Origin of the sequence: Alicyclobacillus suci, from assembly GCF_017329615.1 — a bacterium.
GTDB lineage: Bacteria > Bacillota > Bacilli > Alicyclobacillales > Alicyclobacillaceae > Alicyclobacillus > Alicyclobacillus suci.
In genome coordinates, this window is record NZ_JAFMTW010000060.1 from 1 (window position 1) to 15,478 (window position 15,478).

The 15,478-nt window shown below is 51.3% G+C and carries 18 protein-coding genes; 2 read left to right on the forward strand and 16 right to left on the reverse strand.

The window, feature by feature from the left end:
- Positions 1-284 precede the first annotated feature (284 nt).
- The 5 genes from J3482_RS18090 to J3482_RS18110 form a co-directional block, all read right to left on the reverse strand.
- The gene (locus J3482_RS18090; RefSeq protein WP_146822361.1) at positions 285-512 is read right to left on the reverse strand and encodes a glutaredoxin family protein; all 228 of its coding nucleotides are present in this window, start codon (positions 510-512) and stop codon (positions 285-287) included.
- Between the two features lie 276 nt (positions 513-788).
- The gene (locus J3482_RS18095) at positions 789-1,166 is read right to left on the reverse strand and encodes a sigma-70 family RNA polymerase sigma factor (RefSeq protein ID WP_188332195.1); all 378 of its coding nucleotides are present in this window, start codon (positions 1,164-1,166) and stop codon (positions 789-791) included.
- Positions 1,167-1,197: 31 nt separating this feature from the next.
- Positions 1,198-1,392 (reverse strand): hypothetical protein, encoded by a 195-nt coding sequence (locus J3482_RS18100; RefSeq protein WP_188332194.1) that lies wholly within the window; start codon positions 1,390-1,392, stop codon positions 1,198-1,200.
- A gap of 110 nt (positions 1,393-1,502) precedes the next feature.
- Positions 1,503-1,772, reverse strand: coding sequence for a sigma factor-like helix-turn-helix DNA-binding protein (locus J3482_RS18105; RefSeq protein WP_206922875.1), 270 nt, complete (start codon positions 1,770-1,772; stop codon positions 1,503-1,505).
- A gap of 269 nt (positions 1,773-2,041) precedes the next feature.
- Positions 2,042-2,269, reverse strand: coding sequence for a helix-turn-helix domain-containing protein (locus J3482_RS18110; RefSeq protein WP_146822359.1), 228 nt, complete (start codon positions 2,267-2,269; stop codon positions 2,042-2,044).
- Positions 2,270-2,788: 519 nt separating this feature from the next.
- Between J3482_RS18110 and J3482_RS18115 the strand changes: the two genes are divergently transcribed.
- Positions 2,789-3,688 (forward strand): LysR family transcriptional regulator, encoded by a 900-nt coding sequence (locus J3482_RS18115; protein ID WP_146822358.1) that lies wholly within the window; start codon positions 2,789-2,791, stop codon positions 3,686-3,688.
- Between the two features lie 31 nt (positions 3,689-3,719).
- On the opposite strand, the gene J3482_RS18120 is transcribed toward J3482_RS18115, so the two are convergent.
- The 7 genes from J3482_RS18120 to J3482_RS18150 form a co-directional block, all read right to left on the reverse strand.
- Positions 3,720-4,073: a hypothetical protein gene (locus tag J3482_RS18120; RefSeq protein WP_146822357.1), complete on the reverse strand. Its 354-nt coding sequence runs from the start codon at positions 4,071-4,073 to the stop codon at positions 3,720-3,722.
- A 238-nt stretch (positions 4,074-4,311) separates the two neighbouring features.
- Complete coding sequence (locus J3482_RS18125) at positions 4,312-4,488, reverse strand: hypothetical protein (RefSeq protein ID WP_021297191.1); 177 nt, start codon at positions 4,486-4,488, stop codon at positions 4,312-4,314.
- A gap of 66 nt (positions 4,489-4,554) precedes the next feature.
- Positions 4,555-4,968 (reverse strand): DinB family protein, encoded by a 414-nt coding sequence (locus J3482_RS18130; RefSeq protein ID WP_206922876.1) that lies wholly within the window; start codon positions 4,966-4,968, stop codon positions 4,555-4,557.
- A 35-nt stretch (positions 4,969-5,003) separates the two neighbouring features.
- Positions 5,004-5,219, reverse strand: a complete 216-nt coding sequence (locus J3482_RS21895; RefSeq protein WP_188332192.1) for a GrpB family protein — start codon at positions 5,217-5,219, stop codon at positions 5,004-5,006.
- 131 nt (positions 5,220-5,350) lie between these two features.
- Positions 5,351-6,718 carry an MmgE/PrpD family protein gene (locus J3482_RS21655; RefSeq protein WP_206922877.1) on the reverse strand — a complete coding sequence of 456 codons (1,368 nt, stop codon included), beginning with the start codon at positions 6,716-6,718 and terminating at the stop codon, positions 5,351-5,353.
- A gap of 42 nt (positions 6,719-6,760) precedes the next feature.
- Positions 6,761-8,536: a hydantoinase B/oxoprolinase family protein gene (locus J3482_RS18145; protein ID WP_206922878.1), complete on the reverse strand. Its 1,776-nt coding sequence runs from the start codon at positions 8,534-8,536 to the stop codon at positions 6,761-6,763.
- Positions 8,529-10,589, reverse strand: a complete 2,061-nt coding sequence (locus tag J3482_RS18150) for a hydantoinase/oxoprolinase family protein (protein ID WP_206922879.1) — start codon at positions 10,587-10,589, stop codon at positions 8,529-8,531. Before J3482_RS18150 ends, J3482_RS18145 begins: the two co-directional genes overlap by 8 nt.
- A gap of 179 nt (positions 10,590-10,768) precedes the next feature.
- Between J3482_RS18150 and J3482_RS18155 the strand changes: the two genes are divergently transcribed.
- Entirely contained in the window at positions 10,769-11,674 is a 906-nt protein-coding gene (locus J3482_RS18155) for a LysR family transcriptional regulator (RefSeq protein WP_188332190.1), read from the forward strand.
- Positions 11,675-11,812: 138 nt separating this feature from the next.
- Here J3482_RS18155 and J3482_RS18160 read toward each other — a convergent pair whose 3' ends face one another.
- From J3482_RS18160 to J3482_RS18175, 4 genes are read right to left on the reverse strand one after another with little or no spacing between them, the layout of a single operon-like run.
- The gene (locus J3482_RS18160) at positions 11,813-12,307 is read right to left on the reverse strand and encodes a LeuD/DmdB family oxidoreductase small subunit (RefSeq protein WP_146822351.1); all 495 of its coding nucleotides are present in this window, start codon (positions 12,305-12,307) and stop codon (positions 11,813-11,815) included.
- 31 nt (positions 12,308-12,338) lie between these two features.
- Positions 12,339-13,595 carry a 3-isopropylmalate dehydratase large subunit gene (locus J3482_RS18165; protein ID WP_146822350.1) on the reverse strand — a complete coding sequence of 419 codons (1,257 nt, stop codon included), beginning with the start codon at positions 13,593-13,595 and terminating at the stop codon, positions 12,339-12,341.
- Positions 13,592-14,872 (reverse strand): 3-isopropylmalate dehydratase large subunit, encoded by a 1,281-nt coding sequence (locus J3482_RS18170; protein WP_146822349.1) that lies wholly within the window; start codon positions 14,870-14,872, stop codon positions 13,592-13,594. Before J3482_RS18170 ends, J3482_RS18165 begins: the two co-directional genes overlap by 4 nt.
- Before the next feature lie 4 nt (positions 14,873-14,876).
- The gene (locus J3482_RS18175) at positions 14,877-15,371 is read right to left on the reverse strand and encodes a LeuD/DmdB family oxidoreductase small subunit (protein WP_188332189.1); all 495 of its coding nucleotides are present in this window, start codon (positions 15,369-15,371) and stop codon (positions 14,877-14,879) included.
- Positions 15,372-15,478: the final 107 nt, after the last annotated feature.

Below are 15,478 nucleotides of genomic sequence, written 5' to 3' on the forward strand. Positions count from 1 at the left end.
AATCTTCAGCCAGCTTGCGATACATTTCGAGGAGCGCTTGAAACCCTATCTTCACTAGAAACCGTCTGATAGAGTTTACACAAAATTATTGACACTCCCGTATAGTACGACGAACCTACAGTGATCTGAGACATCTTAATTCCTCCTTATAAACTTGGATTTATCCCGGCCGGGAGGGAAGGATTTCTTCCCCTTACCCTATATAAACCCTCCGACTCACGACTTTGATTCAAGTTTCTCGAAAATGGACTGGTGATTTTTACTCAAATAGTGATTGTTAATCATCAAATACCCAAAGCTTCTCGAACCTGATCTTCATTAAATCCTCTAATTGTCTGTCCGTTGATGATTAAAACGGGAACAACATGAAATCCAAGTTGGTATAACTGATCGCGGCCATCTTCGATACTTGCATCCACTTCTTCATATGGAACTCCTTGTTGAATAAGAAATTCCTTGGCCTGTCGACAAAAACCACATGTTGATTTTGTGAAGATTTTCACGGGGTTCATGATTACACCTCCTAAAAAGAGTAGAAGCTTAAAAAGCCTTCTACTCTTATGAACAACACGACAGCCAATTTTGATTCAATTTTTAACCGACATTTCGGATTCGAAAAACAAATTCGTTGCACAGTTCCTGTTCAACCGTTTTCCTATTCCCATAGTCGACGAAACGCGCTTCTGCTTGGATTTCCGGCTCAAAACATCGACAAAGTGTCTTAGCGGCCATGTCATCATTATTTCTGATATGTTGAATAAGCTCATGCACAAAAAATGGAGAACAAGTCATTCCATCAACGCCTTTCTTAGTTTTTGTAACGCTTGTCGGCTCACTCTGCTAACACTGGATTGGCTGAGAAAGCATTGTTTTGCGATATCCCGTTGTGAATGATCGGCTATATACAGGCCATTAATGACACATTGTTCGGTTGACGTCAGAACTTCGTTAAGCATCAAATTCCACTCGATATGACTGAATTCGTATTCGGCAAATTGAGCAGGGAGTTTATCCTGCACCTCTTCTCCATACTCGTCCTGGGTGTTCAAAATCAACAGATCCCTGTTCCAACGACTACGTTTTTTCCGCAAATTACGGGCGCAATTTCGAATAACTGTTTTACACCAAGCTGACTTCTGCCGAGGACTATAGGATAGTTGTCCCAATTTTTCATACCCTCCTCTAAAACAGAATTCGTTACCAACATTGTGAATTGCTAAAATCCAATAGTTTTTCATGAATTGCTTTTGCTTGGGTGGCCAATGAAACTCCAAGATTACTAAAAAGTTCCTTTTCCTCTTCAGTAGCGGATTCTTCGATACAATGGGCACACGCGGTCAGCGCCTGATGAGTGCGCGTTAATGCATTAATTAAATGTTCGCGACATACCATGGAGCATCTCTCCTTTGATAACGACACAGTCCGATATTCAGCATACGTACGTCCACATTTTCCGTATCGGCGATATCGCCGGGCTGGAATGGAGATTCCAGCCTCGTTTCTTAAATTGATTTGTTGGTGAATTGCGTCAATTCATAGGCGATTTGTAAGTGCAATTGCAACCGCTTCAAGGCTCGTATCTTCAGGCGATGAACAGCTTGCTGTGATAAGCCAAGTTCATCCGCGACAACACGTTCTGGGACATCTTCAATGACCGTTTCAAACACGACAATGCGTTGTTTTCGTGAAAGTAATGACAGTATGTCGTTAACAAAAGTATTTCCGATTGCTTCTGCTGCAGTGTCAGATGTGGTAGCAATACAATTGAGCAATTCTTCGCCATCGACTGTGGTTGGTGTGTTTAAGATGAGACATTCGTGGTTGTATAGGCGTTTTCTGCGTTTTGACAGTCGAGCACTTTCGCGTTGAATACCTGTGGCCAGCCAAGCAGCAATTTCTGCGTCTCTATAATCTTGGGGCTCAGGCTTTAGAAAGGTACCACGATACCATCTCCCTCTGGATTCTGTTTCCCTTACCCCCTCTACTCTATAAAGAGTAATTAGGGGGCGATTTTAACAACCCCCATGACGAAAAAATTTATTTATTTTTTGGATTTGAATTGTTCAAGTTCATCTTTACCCCAGGATGTGTTCGGTTTATAGCGCTGTATAACATCTGCTATCCATAAAATCAGAGCTGCTTCATCGTCGGGATTGTGGTGGCCGTACTTTTTAATCAGAGGCATGAACCGTTGAACAAGTTGTCTAAGTGCATCGTTATCACCGTTTTGTACTTGTTGCACAAGTTCGCTCAGCTTTGATTCTTTCATGCTGTTCCCAAAATTTCCAACGGTCGCGATAACTTGGGTTGTAAAGTAATAGACGTGCTTGGAATATCGGTAGAGTGGCATAATTCAAGCAACTACATAAGACGGATGGAATCACCTGAAAACGATAAAAACCCAAACGGTGCTGGAAACACCAAGCGGGCCGTCACTCCGCTTTAGGACGCCCTTGAGGTTTCCGCTTATTTGCGCTATTAGCGATATTTTATTGACGTTATGGCGATGTATCAAGCGGAGACACACGGTAAAAAGACCGTTTCTCAGGACAAGCCTAGAGATCGGACTGCTTTGCATAAGGAGCTGGAACCGTGTCGCGAATTACAGACAGCTTACGAATTCATTAAGACATTCCATCCGTTCCACACTCATTTACCGTCAACAAATGCCCCCGATGACAGCAGCCACGCTGCGATTCCACGAGAGTGCCTCATCCGTCAACAAAGGCAGCATCATTGGTGAAGCGAGGTGGTATAATGCAAAGTACTGGCATGGGGTGATTTCGCGATGGATACAAAAGATCTACAACTATTTCTGGCGGTAGCGCGCAATAAGTCCATCTCTCGGACCGCAGAACAACTGTTCATGTCACAATCGACAGTGACCACTCGCCTCCAACGATTGGAGCGCGACATTGGCTACCAACTGTTTGATAGGACGCCGAATGGCGTTCAGTTAACACCAGCTGGGCGCGGCTTTCTTCCACTCGCTGAGCAGATGGTGTCGATTGAGCGGCAAATGATTGAACCCGCAAAACACCCTCGGCGGACGCTGCGCGTCATGTCCGGGCGCGCCTTCGTGTCGACTGACGTCCCCATGTGCCTGCATCGTATTGTCGAATTGGAGGACGTGCGCCTGAAGGTTCGAATGGGGCTTTATGTAGACATGGTTGACGCTTTAATCAACAGCCAAGTGGATTTTTGCTTTCTTGGTGAGCCCGTGTACCACCCGCGGGTACGGCTGATTGAATTTCCAGACGACGCGATTGACCTGGTGGTTCCAGCGAACCATCCGTTTACCCAGGACTTCCCGGGCATTCACGCCATCGCATCCGAACCGTTCATCGCGTTTAGCGATTCCACCGCGCCATTTCGCAAACGCGTGACCATGCTGTTGGCTAAACATGACTTATACCCGGATGTTCGCATGGAATTAGATAGCATCGACGGCATTAAAGCAATGGTCGCCCAAGGTCTCGGTGTCTCGCTCTTACCCCGGCGCACACTGGTCGATGCCACCAGCAAGGGCTGTGCCGCGATTCCCGTCAACGACGAATCCTTTCGGCGTCCGACGTTGCTCGCCTACCCAGACATTCTGGAAGATGAGCCGTTAACCAAGCGGTTTATTCAAGTTGTAAGCGAGCATTACCATCATCAGGCGCGTTTCCATCACGACAGTTCGGTGTAAGTTGCGTCCGAGCCAACCTACGCACACGCCCCTATGATTCCGTCCCCCACGGGGCTTGCTGCAGCACCGCCTGTTGGTACCACTGAGCAAGCGCTGTACTCACCTGATAACGAACCACTTTTGCATCAAAAGGCCCCATATAAATCTCTTGGCGATGGAGTTCTGGCGTGCCGCGATGTTCCATTGCAACCTGCACATCACAAGTGGAGGTCGTGCGAGTAGAAACCCTTAACGCAAGTTCACCATCTCTTGCTCGAAACGTGACATCCCAATAACCGCCAAGTTTGCGTGTATAGGCAATTCGTCCATCGAACGTCGCCACGGTATCGATGATATCCTCCACAAGTGCCACCAATTTCTCGTGCGTTTGGATCACCGCTGGCATCCCATCCCCCATAGGCTTCTCGCCGGCATTTGTTCGACTGTCCAGATTGTCCACTCCCCTATTTTCTTATCACTCCTTCGAATGTAGCAGATTTCCGGCATTTGTGCAGGACATTTGCCCTTACACTGGGGAACGACACCCGTATCGAATCCGACATATGAAAACGGGGACTCCTTCCGACAGAAGAAGTCCCCATCATCCGATTGCTTGGAATCAGACAAAATATATAAGCGTGCGCCTATTCCGTGGCTTTCGTCAAAGCGTGTTCCCAAGAGGGAAAGTAGTAGAGAGCGCTGCGCATAATCTCTGGATGCTGTTTCTTAACATCTTTCTTAGATAACTGACCGCCGTGTTCCTCGAACAACTGCTTGATTTGAGTGAGAATCGTATCCGCGCTTTCAAGTGGTTGCTGCATTGCTATCAACCTTCCTTTCCAGTGGATAGACTCATTGTTCCCAGAATCATTAGAAACGAAACCCATTTACAAATATCGTTCCCGCAGAATACGCATGTGATGCTCGACATGCCCTAGAATGATGCATGCTGCCGCAAGCACGGTCACAGGGTGACTTCTCGACACCCCCGTCTTTCTCAAGTCCTCATGTGTCAAGGTTTGAATCAGGAGGAATTGGTGCGGAATACCCGCGTGCCATGCAAAAATTTGATAACCAAACATCCGCTCAGCGTCACTCAAATGTCCAATGATTTCTTTGACACTCCACTTTCCGTCCGCGTAACGAAACTCACCTTCGCGCTCGAACAATCCAGCAATTTGCGCGCAAACGGATGCCATTTGTGTTTGATAAACTTGGTACAAGTCCCCCGTTGGCACGAGATCGATATATTGTCCGAAATACGCTTCATAGTCACTAGGCAACGGGCGTTCTGTGATCACGCTACCCCACTCCTCTTGTCAAATTCCGTATGACATCATGTGTTGCGCCATCTGTACGCCTTGCAAAGTATCGCTCTATTAATGAGTGGGCCCTTACGGGACATATACGTGGTTCGGTCGTGACGATATTGGGATGCTAAAGTCATTTTCAGCGAGGCGTAGGCCCTCGCATCGGATTCATGATATCGCAAGTAATCGCGAAACAGAACATGGTTCGTCCATTGCTCCCCACCTTTTGCGACAACGCTCAAATCTGGTTCGCCACGTCGGAGTGTAGTCGTGGAAGTTCTACCCAGTCGGCATCATCATGCCGTTCATCCATGTCCAATGTACAGGCCTCCCGTGCATGGGTTCACTCATGGGTTCACTTAATCGGGGTTCCTCAGAGTGCTTGAACCTGTTGCATCAGTTCGTGTAGGCTTGTGATGTCATCGAGTGCCGCAATCGCTCGTAGACGAAGCTCATTTCTCCTCTGTACTTCCGGAATCGGCTGCAACAATTGTGTCCATTTCCAAGCGAGTTGCTCTGTCGTCAACGGCATCCCCGCGTCTCCAGGCGTCTCGTCCACCGTCTCCTCCAACACATAAGTCCCCGCACTCACTTGGACGCGTGTCGCCCATTGTCGAGGATAGGCCTTCGAGAGCCCTTCATCAGGCACCACGGTCACTTTGTTCATAAACGCCCTCATGTCTTCCGTCCCCAAGATCTCTCCCCGGTTAATATCATATAACCCGGATGGATGGTAAACCGATAAAGCCAACTGATAGGAAACGCTGGAGAGCGAGGACAATCGATTGGTGGGTGGGTGGTCAATCATCCTAAAGAACGCCGCCGGGACATAGACATAAACGTGTTGAACGTCTTCCCACAAGACATCCTGGCTTGTCAGAATCGCGCGCAGACCTTCGATGGCCGGGATGACTTGTTTGGCAGAACCATACGGTTTCAGGCTGGTCTGATAAATTTCGACTGCCTCGTGTAAATCTACGCACAATTTTTCAGTATCTACTTGGATACCATACATACGCTGGAACCAACAACTATCAATGGCTGCTGGTTCCCCAGTAAAACCATTTGCCGCTACCATGGCTGCCACACAGCCAGCTCTCGTCGCATGCCCTAACGTAAACCACCGATATGGCAGAGGTGTGCCTCTGCTGGTCGCACCAATGGATAAGTTAAGTGCGAGCGCAAGTGCATGCTGCACTTGCGCCTGTGGCAACCGCAATTGCCTAGCACTTACAGCAGCGGCACCGAAAGCGGCACAAAAAAGCGTGCTCCAAATACCCCGATAGACGATACGTGCACCATCTATCGCCATTCCCAATTTGCTCATGACTTCGTAGCCAATGAGTATGGAATCCAAAAAATCGCACATCGCGTCGTTTGACATAGTAGATATATCAGTAAACAATTCACAGGCCGTCGGAACGATGACAGACGCGGGCGTAATACAGGACGCTCGGTGAATGTCGTCGACCTCGGTTAACCGAATTGTAGCACTTTTGAGCAATAGTCGGTCTAATCGATTCTGCTCATCAAACGAAAACGGAACCGCTGACGTGCGGGTTACCTCTTGGCTTGCCGCTCGAACAAACATTCGTTCGCGCAGTGCACGTCCCTCATCCGTATATCCCCCCGCCGCGTAAGCGATAAGCGCATCGATGGTGTGAAGTGCCGCCGCCCGCCTATCTGCATCAGAAAAGCGACACCCCACAATATACTCTGATAAATTCGCTAGGAATGACACATTATCGCCTCCCGGAACAAAGACAACAGAGAAACCGCTACCCTATCGCGCAACCCCGTACCCACATGCCGATGCGCCAGACATGCGACGCAAATGGGTCGTGCCATCTACGTCGACGGAACCATCGTCGCATAAAACCACACCATAATCGGTGCGCGCACAATCTCGGCTGATAAATTCCTCAAGGACATCAAAACGCACGCGTTCAACATCCCGTTCAAATGGGTTGCCCCAGCCACCGCCGCCCGGCGTGCGCACAAGTACTTCCGATCCCGCCGGAACCACATGCCGCACGACATCCACACTGCGCCACACCGTTTCTCCCGGCAACTTCAGTAGATAATCGGATACCTCCCCGGGCTTGCCGCCCCACAGTCCCCAAGGCGGACACTGACTGCGGCGGCCTTGCGAGAGATTCCACTGAACCTCCGTTACATTGCGAATCCGCACATCGAGGCCGAGGCCGCCGCGAAACGTTCCGGCGCCACCAGAATCCTGGCGCAAACGCCGCTCTTCCACAATCACGGGCGCCTTGATTTCGATACTCTCAATAGGCGCGTTGCGAACATCGCCCTGACAAACCGACACAGCCGCCGACTCCCCATCCTCGTGCGGACGACCACCCCAGCCGCCGCCTTCAATACCCTGTAACACAAACGGTTTATGCGTTCTTGGGTCGACGCCAAAACACGTAATAGAGCCCCCAAGTGTGCCAAAGTGCGCCGCTGGAATCTGTTCCGGAATGGCGTTTGCCAACGCAGCCAGCACGGTATCAATCACGGTCGGCAGAATGATGCTCCATTTGGCCATCGGACTGGGGTACCGAGCCATCATGATATTGCCTTCAGGAATCACGACCTGCAAGGCTCGGAAGGATCCTTCGTTAACCGGATCGAACGGCGCAGTTAACGCTTTGTATGCAACCATCGCCCCAGCCAGTGTGCGGGAGTTGATAGCCCCTTTACGCGCTTGCGAACAACCGGATAAATCGATGCTCATCGCTTCCCCATCCACGATGACACGCGCATGAATGCGGACGGGCTCCGCCAAATTGTCCCCGTCATTGTCCAAAAACGATTCGGCTTCGTAAACGCCATCGGGAATATTCGCAATGACCTTGCGGCACCGCTCCTCTGTCTTCGCAAAAATGAGTTCAAGGTACGCCATCACTTTGTCACGTCCATATTTGGAGAATAACTCCTCAAGCCTGCGCTCGGCCAAGTGGCAGGCCGCAATTTGCGCACGCATATCCCCTAACGAGGAATCCGGATAACGGATGTTGTCGTTCAGAATCGCCATCAAAGTCTCATTGACACGCCCGGCCTCGTATATTTTGAGCTGATTGAGTTGTAACCCTTCCATCCACGGATCAGCAATCTTCACACCCCCACCAAAGCCCGTGCTCAAGCCGCCCACGTCCATCCAATGCGCGCGCACCATCGCAAAGCCAATCAATTCTTCGTCATAGAAAAATGGCGTATAGATGACGATGTTATTCAAATGCTGGCCCGCGACCGCCTGGTGATTGGTGATGAGTACGTCCCCTGGGTAAAAACCGTCCTCCTTGTATTTCGCCATTGCGTCTTTGATAATCACGCCCAGGTCCGCGACAAAGTGCGAGACGCCCCCCAGATTTTGCGAGATGAGACGGCCTTTTTTATCCACGAGCGCGCAGCAATAATCTCTGACTTCATACACCATCATGTTATAAGAAGCCCGCTGCAGATCTGCGGACATCTCGTTCGAAATGGCAGGCAGTGCGTTCCGAATCACTTCCAAGGTCACTGGATCCACCTGTTGGCGCATCACCTCACGCATCTTGGCCACCTCCCACTGAAATCACTAACTCACCGGTTTGACTGACCGTACACGTGTCTCCTTGATAAAGGACCGTGGTTGACGCGTATTCCTGAACGAGCGCAGGACCTGCCAACACGTAATTCGGCGGCAGACTATCCCGTTCGTAGACCGGGCAGTCAATTGGCTTCTCTGCATCTTCAAAGAAAACTTTGCGATACGACACGTGTGGCAGGCAATCTTCATTTCTTTCTAACTGAAATTTCGGTTTATTACGAACGCCGATTGCAGTCAATCGAATGTTCACCATCTCCACCGGCTCATGCGGTGCTTGGTGCCCAAACCGCTGCTGATGAATGTTGTCAAACGCATCGTGAATCTCCTGAATGCGCGCCTGCCGAAGCTGTTCATCCGAAACGGGCACGGAGAGTGTAAACTCCTGACCGACATAGCGCACATCGAGGCAAGTTTGATACACGATAGTTGTCGTGGTCATCGATTCGCTTCGGACCACTGCTCTCACTTCCTCCAGCATGTCGTCGTGAACCTTGACGAGCTGTTCGAAGTCGACGTCCTCCAACGCCCCGTAGTACGTTCGAACAAAGTCGTGTTTTTCATCCGTCAAGAGCATGCCAATTGCCGAGAAGTGCGCGGGGAAACGCGGAATAATCACCGTCGGGATATGGAGTTCACGCGCGACGGCGAGTGCGCTCAACGGACCCGCGCCGCCGGAGGCAACAAGGGCGAATTCACGAGGGTCATATCCCTTTTCTACAGAAACCTGCCGGACAGCGAGCGACATGTTGTTGATGGCGATTTGAATCACAGCTTGAGCCGCTTGGTACACGCCGATGTGTAACACGTCTGCTAGTTTGTGCTGAATTCCCTGAATCGCCGATAACTCATCCAACTTCAAATCGCCGCCCAAGAAATCCTGTGCGCCCACTCTACCTAAAACGACAAATGCATCGGTGAACGTCGGTTCACAACCGCCTTTGCCATAACAAATCGGCGCGGGATCAGCCCCCGCACTCTGTGGCCCTACACGCAGCGTACCGACTTCGTCAATCCACGCAATGCTTCCCCCGCCCGTGCCTACCTCGACGACGTCAACGACCGGAATCATCACCGGATAGCCACTCGCATAGCCACCGATGTAGTACATTTCGGACATCATGACTTCGCCGGCGCGAATTAAGCTGGCCTTCGCAGTCGTCCCACCCATATCAAAGGCAATGACGTTCGTATACCCTAACGACCGGCCAATCTCCGCAGACGCGATAATCCCGCCAACTGGACCTGATTCCATCATGTTTACGGGCCGCTTCGCAGCCATTTCAGGCGCCATAACCCCGCCGTTGGATTGCATGATGGAAAAATGCCCCGCGAATCCAATTCCACTCATTCTGCTACTCAATTCATTGATGTAACGGCTGACTTTTGGACCTACGTAAGCATTTAATACAGTCGTCGACGTCCGTTCATACTCCCGATAGGCGCGAAGAATTTCGTGAGACAGCGAAACGTAACAATCCGGCAAGCGCAATCGAATGATTTTGCCGACGCGTTCCTCGTGCGCCGGATTGGCGTAAGAATGAAGAAAACACACCGCCACAGCCTCGACCTTTTGCTCCGACAACGTCTCGCAAAGCGCCTCTATCTCCCCTTCGTCAATCGGCGTCCATTCGTCACCGTTTGCGAGCATCCTGCCCGTCACCTCAAACGTCAGGTGTCTTGGCACCAGTGGCCGAGGGCGATGGAAAAAGAAATCGTACGCGTCTGGCCGATTGCCTCTGCCAATTCGGTAGATATCGCGCGTACCGCGGGTCGTAATCAACGCCGTGCGGGCGCCTGTTTCCTCAATCACCGTATTAATCGCAATCGTGGAGCCATGAACAATCTGACTGACCTCGCCCATGTCTAAACCGCTCGCCGCCGTACAATCCACAATGCCCTGAACCAAATCGAAGTACGTCGTCGGACGCTTGGCATGTAGCAGTTGTCCTGTCTGTTCGTCAAACCCGATGAGGTCTGTAAACGTGCCGCCGATGTCCACACCCATTAAAATACTCACCTGGTATCCTCCCACCTTTTTCAGTACACAACTGGACCATAATTCTTCGAAACGTCGCCATCCTCTCATTTTTCTACTATCATTATAGAAAGCGCTTAACCGCTCGAGAATTTGCTCTTTTGCTATGCCGTATAGCCTTTAGGCAATGGGTTGGACAAAGAGAAAGGATGGAAGTCGCCTTGTTGGAAACCACGATTCACCGTCTACGCGTGTTTAAAACCGTGGTCGAATGTGGCGGGTTTAGTGCTGCCGCGCGTCAGTTGCAGATGACCCAGCCGACCATCAGCGCACACATTAAAGCACTCGAACAAGAGTTATCCAAGTCCCTCTTTCTCCGCGCACCCGGACGTACACCCGAGTTGACGGAGGCAGGGCATCTGCTCTACGCGTATTCGCTCGATATCGAGCGGAAAACCAGTCAAGTCGAGCAAGCCATCCACAGACTCATGGACACGCAAAAGACGATTTCGGTCGTCGCGCAACGAAATATTGCGAACAACCTGCTCCCCCCGTATCTCGCGTCATTCTCGAAGGCATACCCAGGCGTCAATATCGTCTTCTATAGTCAAACGCACGATGTGGTGACGGAATACGTTCGCCATGGAAAAGCCGATCTCGGCCTCATTATGGCGCTTGGTCAGACAGAGGGCCTATGTTCAGACACGCTCACAGAAGAGAGCCTCGAGATTGTGGTGGGACCGTCACACGAGTTATCGCAACACAAAGTCATATGTCCCAACGAATTGGCGCACTATCCGTTCATCGGTGGCATTCGTGCATCGACCCACGCCAAGATGATTGATTTGTATTTAAAAAAACTCGGTGTCTCGAACTACCGCGTGACCGTACAAGTCGAAGATTACAAGAGTCTGATTGAGATGGCGAAGCAAGGCGTGGGTATCGCCGTAATCCCCCGGTTTAGTATCACAGACGAATTGCGAGAGGGTATGCTCATTCCACTGTCTGTCGGCGTGCATGCGATTCATATCGACATCGCAATGATTTATCCACAAAACGTCCGGCTTTCCAGTGAATCAAAGTTATTTCGGGATTTTCTTCAACGGGCGTGGACGCTGCCCTCATAATTAACGGGGCTGAAGTAGATTGCGGGGCAAAACCTCGCAAACCGCAACCTGAGGTCGCGGTTTGCTCGTCAACATCCAGACTCCCTTGTCGCGGCTAAACCTTACAGCTGATTTTGCCGCGACCAAACCATGAAGCATTCAATCCTCGCCCGCGAGCTTGGCGGCCATTGGAATAATGCCCCCTGCACGCAACATGTCCATCAAGAACGGGTCAACCGGATTCGCATAAACCGTCTGCTGCGTCGTTTCATTGTGAATTCGGCCATCCGTCATATCCACAGACAAGATATCGCCATCGTGAACAAAATTCGTAATACCTGCGCATTCCAAAATCGGAAGCCCGATTTCAAAACAATTTCGATAGAATAAGCGAGATGCATACTCGACAACCACCGCACCGACGCCTGTGGCTTGAATCGCCTTGGGCGCGACTGCTCGCCCAGACGATTGCCCGAAGTGTTTGCCCGCCACCAAAATGTCACCTGGTTTGACCGACCGAGCGAAATCTGGATTTAAATTCTCCAACACGTGCTTTGCCATGTCTTGCATCGATAACAATACCCTATCCGCTCGCACAATCTGATCTGTCGGGATGTTATCCCCAAATTTCCAACACCGTCCCCGCGCTTTCATCACGTCACCTCATTTCAAAATACAAAACGTCTCACACGAGATACGCTCTCGGATCAGCAATTTTCCCCGCGAGTGCAGAAGCCGCGACCGTGTAAGCTGAGCCAAGGTACATCTTCGCCTCCGGACTGCCGTTACGGCCCGGGAAATTCCGCGCATGCGTCGACACCATCGCCTCCGTATTCGCCATCGCCCCCATGTTAATCGCTTGGTTCGATCCGGTGCTCGGCGGAAACCACGTACATCCCGCTTCATGTAGCGTTTGTACAAGTCCTTCCTGACAAGCCTCCGCAAACACTTCTCGGCTGGATGGTACAATATTGAACTTGACGCCAGGTGCAATCTTGCGACCCCGCAGAATTTCCGCAGCCTGCCGAATGTCTTGTAAACGTCCACCGCCATGTCCACCCAGTTCCGCCCACTGTACAGGGGCACCCGCAAATTTCCCCACCGGCCCTACATTGCCAAGTGTCGGCGAGGCGGCGACTTGCGGTTCTAAATCACTGATGTCGTACGCCCGGAGCTCCACGTATTCTGCATCTTCATCTGACGTGATGACGTCGAACGGCTCTGTAGTGAGACTTCGGACAAAATCTATCGTCTTTTCGTCAGGCTCAATAAACCCACACTTTCCGCCCACATCAATCGTGATCAGCGGAAATAGCCATCTATCCCACATCTCCAAATCCTTGATAAATGGACCTGCAAACTGCAAGGCCTTGTAAACCGCACCGCCTTCACCAATTTGTCCGGTTAACCACAAGGCAGCATCGCGCGGCACCACGCCCTTTTTTTGCGTGCCGGACAATTCGATGCGGATGGTTTCCGGTACCCGAAACCATGCCTTACCAAACGGCATGACTGTCCCCGCATGTGAATTGTTGCCAAGCCCCGCAGCAAAACAGCCGAGTGCTCCGTGAACGGGCGTATGGCTATCTGACCCGACGACGATGGTACCGGGCCGAACAAACCCCCGACGCACGCCAACATGATGGATATTCCCGCTCCCACAATCAAAGAGGTGAATGCCGTGACGTCGCGCGAACGCTCGATTTTCCTCTAGCATCCTCGCCCGTTCTTCACTCGGCGGGGAGAAGTGATGGTCAAATACCATCACCACCCGCTCCGGATAACGCATGGGCCGGCGAACTTCGTTATCAAACACGCGTGAAGTGATATACCCACTCAAGTCGTGTAGTAAGAGACAATCCACATTGGCGACGACCACGTCGCCGGGGCGGACGGTCGTACGCCCGCTCGCCTTCGCCAGAATTTTTTCGACCAAGTTCATGTGCGTGACGCCTCCTTCGCAAAAAATTCACTAGGGTCGGTAATCACACCGCGAATGGCCGTCGCTGCGGCGACCGCAGGGCTCCCTAAGTAAATCTGCGCGTGATAACTGCCCATCCGCCCTTGAAAATTTCGATTGGCCGTGGAAAGCGTCACTTCGCCGTCCGCCATTACGCCGCCATCCCCCGCGCATGCACCGCAACCGGGATTGGTAAGCATCGCGCCGCTTTCAAGGAGTGTGGAAAAGATGCCATCTTTGACAATCCGTTCGAGTACATGTTTCGACGCTGGCGTGACAATCAGGCGAACGCCAGGCGCTACCTTGTGGCCTTTCAGGATAGCCGCGGCTTGGGCGAGATCGTCATATTTCGCATTCGCACAGGAGCCAATAAACACTTGGTCTACCTTTTGCCCGGCCACAGCGGAGATAGGTAAGACATGGTCGACCGTGTGTGGACAAGCAATATGAGGCGTCAGCTCTGCGCCATCAATCGTAATGACCTTGCTATACACCGCATCCTCGTCCGGATAAATCTCCTCGTATTCGTGTGGTTGCACGCCCCGCTCTGCGAGATAGGCCCGCGTCACTTCATCTGGGGGCACATAAGCAAATTTCGCACCAAGTTCCATCGCCAAATTACACAATGTCATACGCTCGGACACGCTGAGCCCTTGAACGTAACTCCCGTGAAATTCAATGGAACAATACGTCCCGCCATCCGCAGATACGTCCCCTATCAATTTGAGCATGACATCCTTCGCGGTCGTCCCTGGCGATAACGGACCGTTGATAACCACTTTGATAGAGTTAGGCACCTTCATCCAGAGATACCCAGAAACCCAAGTGGCCGTCACTTCACTAAACCCAACCCCAGTGCCTGCAGCGCCCAGCGCACCATAAATCGTCGAGTGCGAATCCGTGCCAATCAGTACCATGCCCGGACGAACGTGGCCATCTTCCATCAGGACCACGTGTGCAATCCCGGCATCCACGTCGTAAAATTTTTCAATCCCCTTACGCTTGGCAAACGCTCGACACAATTTTTGGTCGGCCGCGGTTTTTGCGGTCCGGGCGGGTGAATTGTGATCCATCACCATAGCGATACGATTCACATCGTAGAGTTCATCTGTGCCCATTTTCTCGAGTGTCCGAATACAGCGCCAGCTCGCAGCGTGACTCATGATGAGGTCGGGATATACGTTGATGACCTGCCCTGCCGTAGCCTGTTCGATACCCGCTGCCTTCGCCATCACTTTTTCTGCAAACGTCTTGCCCATCGAATTACCTCCTCACGGCCACTACGTGCTGTGTGATATACGGAATCAAACCGCCGGCGTCCAAAATCTGCCGTAAACTCTCCGGATACGGTTCGAAGTGAAATGTGTCGGACCCAACGCTCACCGTTCCCTCTGTGGCATCGACCAATACCGTGTCACCGTCGCCGATATGCTCGACCGCATCTGGACATTCCACAGCTAATAAGCCGGTATTGATGCTATTGCGAAAGAAGACCCGAGCAAACGACTTTGCAATGACCACTTGGATGCCGGCGCCAACCAAACAGGAAGCTGCCTGCTCTCTTGCACTGCCGCAGCCGAAGTTGACACCAGCGACGACGACTTTGGATTGTCGGAGTCGATTCTGAACCTCCTCGCCGAGTGGTTCAAAAGCGTGTTCCGCCAGTTCCTGTGGGTCAATGCTGACGAGATAGCGAGCGGGGATAATGATGTCCGTGTTGATACTGTCGCCAAATTTGATGCAAGTTCCACCGACCATTATGCATTACCTCCTAGTATATTGATGTTACGTACTCCAAAGAGTTTTGAGATAAAATTCTCGTAGCGGTCGGGGTACTACGATCACCTCCTTGGGACCATTGGTTC

What these genes read in the sequence shown, in the direction of transcription:
- J3482_RS18120 (WP_146822357.1), bottom strand. Translation starts at nt 4,073, where the DNA reads ATGCCAGCGGTGATCCAAACGCACGAGAAATTGGTGGCACTTGTGGAG.
- J3482_RS18125 (WP_021297191.1), bottom strand. Translation starts at nt 4,488, where the DNA reads ATGCAGCAACCACTTGAAAGCGCGGATACGATTCTCACTCAAATCAAG.
- J3482_RS18170 (WP_146822349.1), bottom strand. Translation starts at nt 14,872, where the DNA reads ATGGGCAAGACGTTTGCAGAAAAAGTGATGGCGAAGGCAGCGGGTATC.
- J3482_RS18115 (WP_146822358.1), top strand. Translation starts at nt 2,789, where the DNA reads ATGGATACAAAAGATCTACAACTATTTCTGGCGGTAGCGCGCAATAAG.
- J3482_RS18160 (WP_146822351.1), bottom strand. Translation starts at nt 12,307, where the DNA reads ATGAAAGCGCGGGGACGGTGTTGGAAATTTGGGGATAACATCCCGACA.
- J3482_RS18165 (WP_146822350.1), bottom strand. Translation starts at nt 13,595, where the DNA reads ATGAACTTGGTCGAAAAAATTCTGGCGAAGGCGAGCGGGCGTACGACC.
- J3482_RS18090 (WP_146822361.1), bottom strand. Translation starts at nt 512, where the DNA reads ATGAACCCCGTGAAAATCTTCACAAAATCAACATGTGGTTTTTGTCGA.
- J3482_RS18175 (WP_188332189.1), bottom strand. Translation starts at nt 15,371, where the DNA reads ATGGTCGGTGGAACTTGCATCAAATTTGGCGACAGTATCAACACGGAC.
- J3482_RS18145 (WP_206922878.1), bottom strand. Translation starts at nt 8,536, where the DNA reads ATGCGTGAGGTGATGCGCCAACAGGTGGATCCAGTGACCTTGGAAGTG.
- J3482_RS18110 (WP_146822359.1), bottom strand. Translation starts at nt 2,269, where the DNA reads ATGAAAGAATCAAAGCTGAGCGAACTTGTGCAACAAGTACAAAACGGT.
- J3482_RS18100 (WP_188332194.1), bottom strand. Translation starts at nt 1,392, where the DNA reads ATGGTATGTCGCGAACATTTAATTAATGCATTAACGCGCACTCATCAG.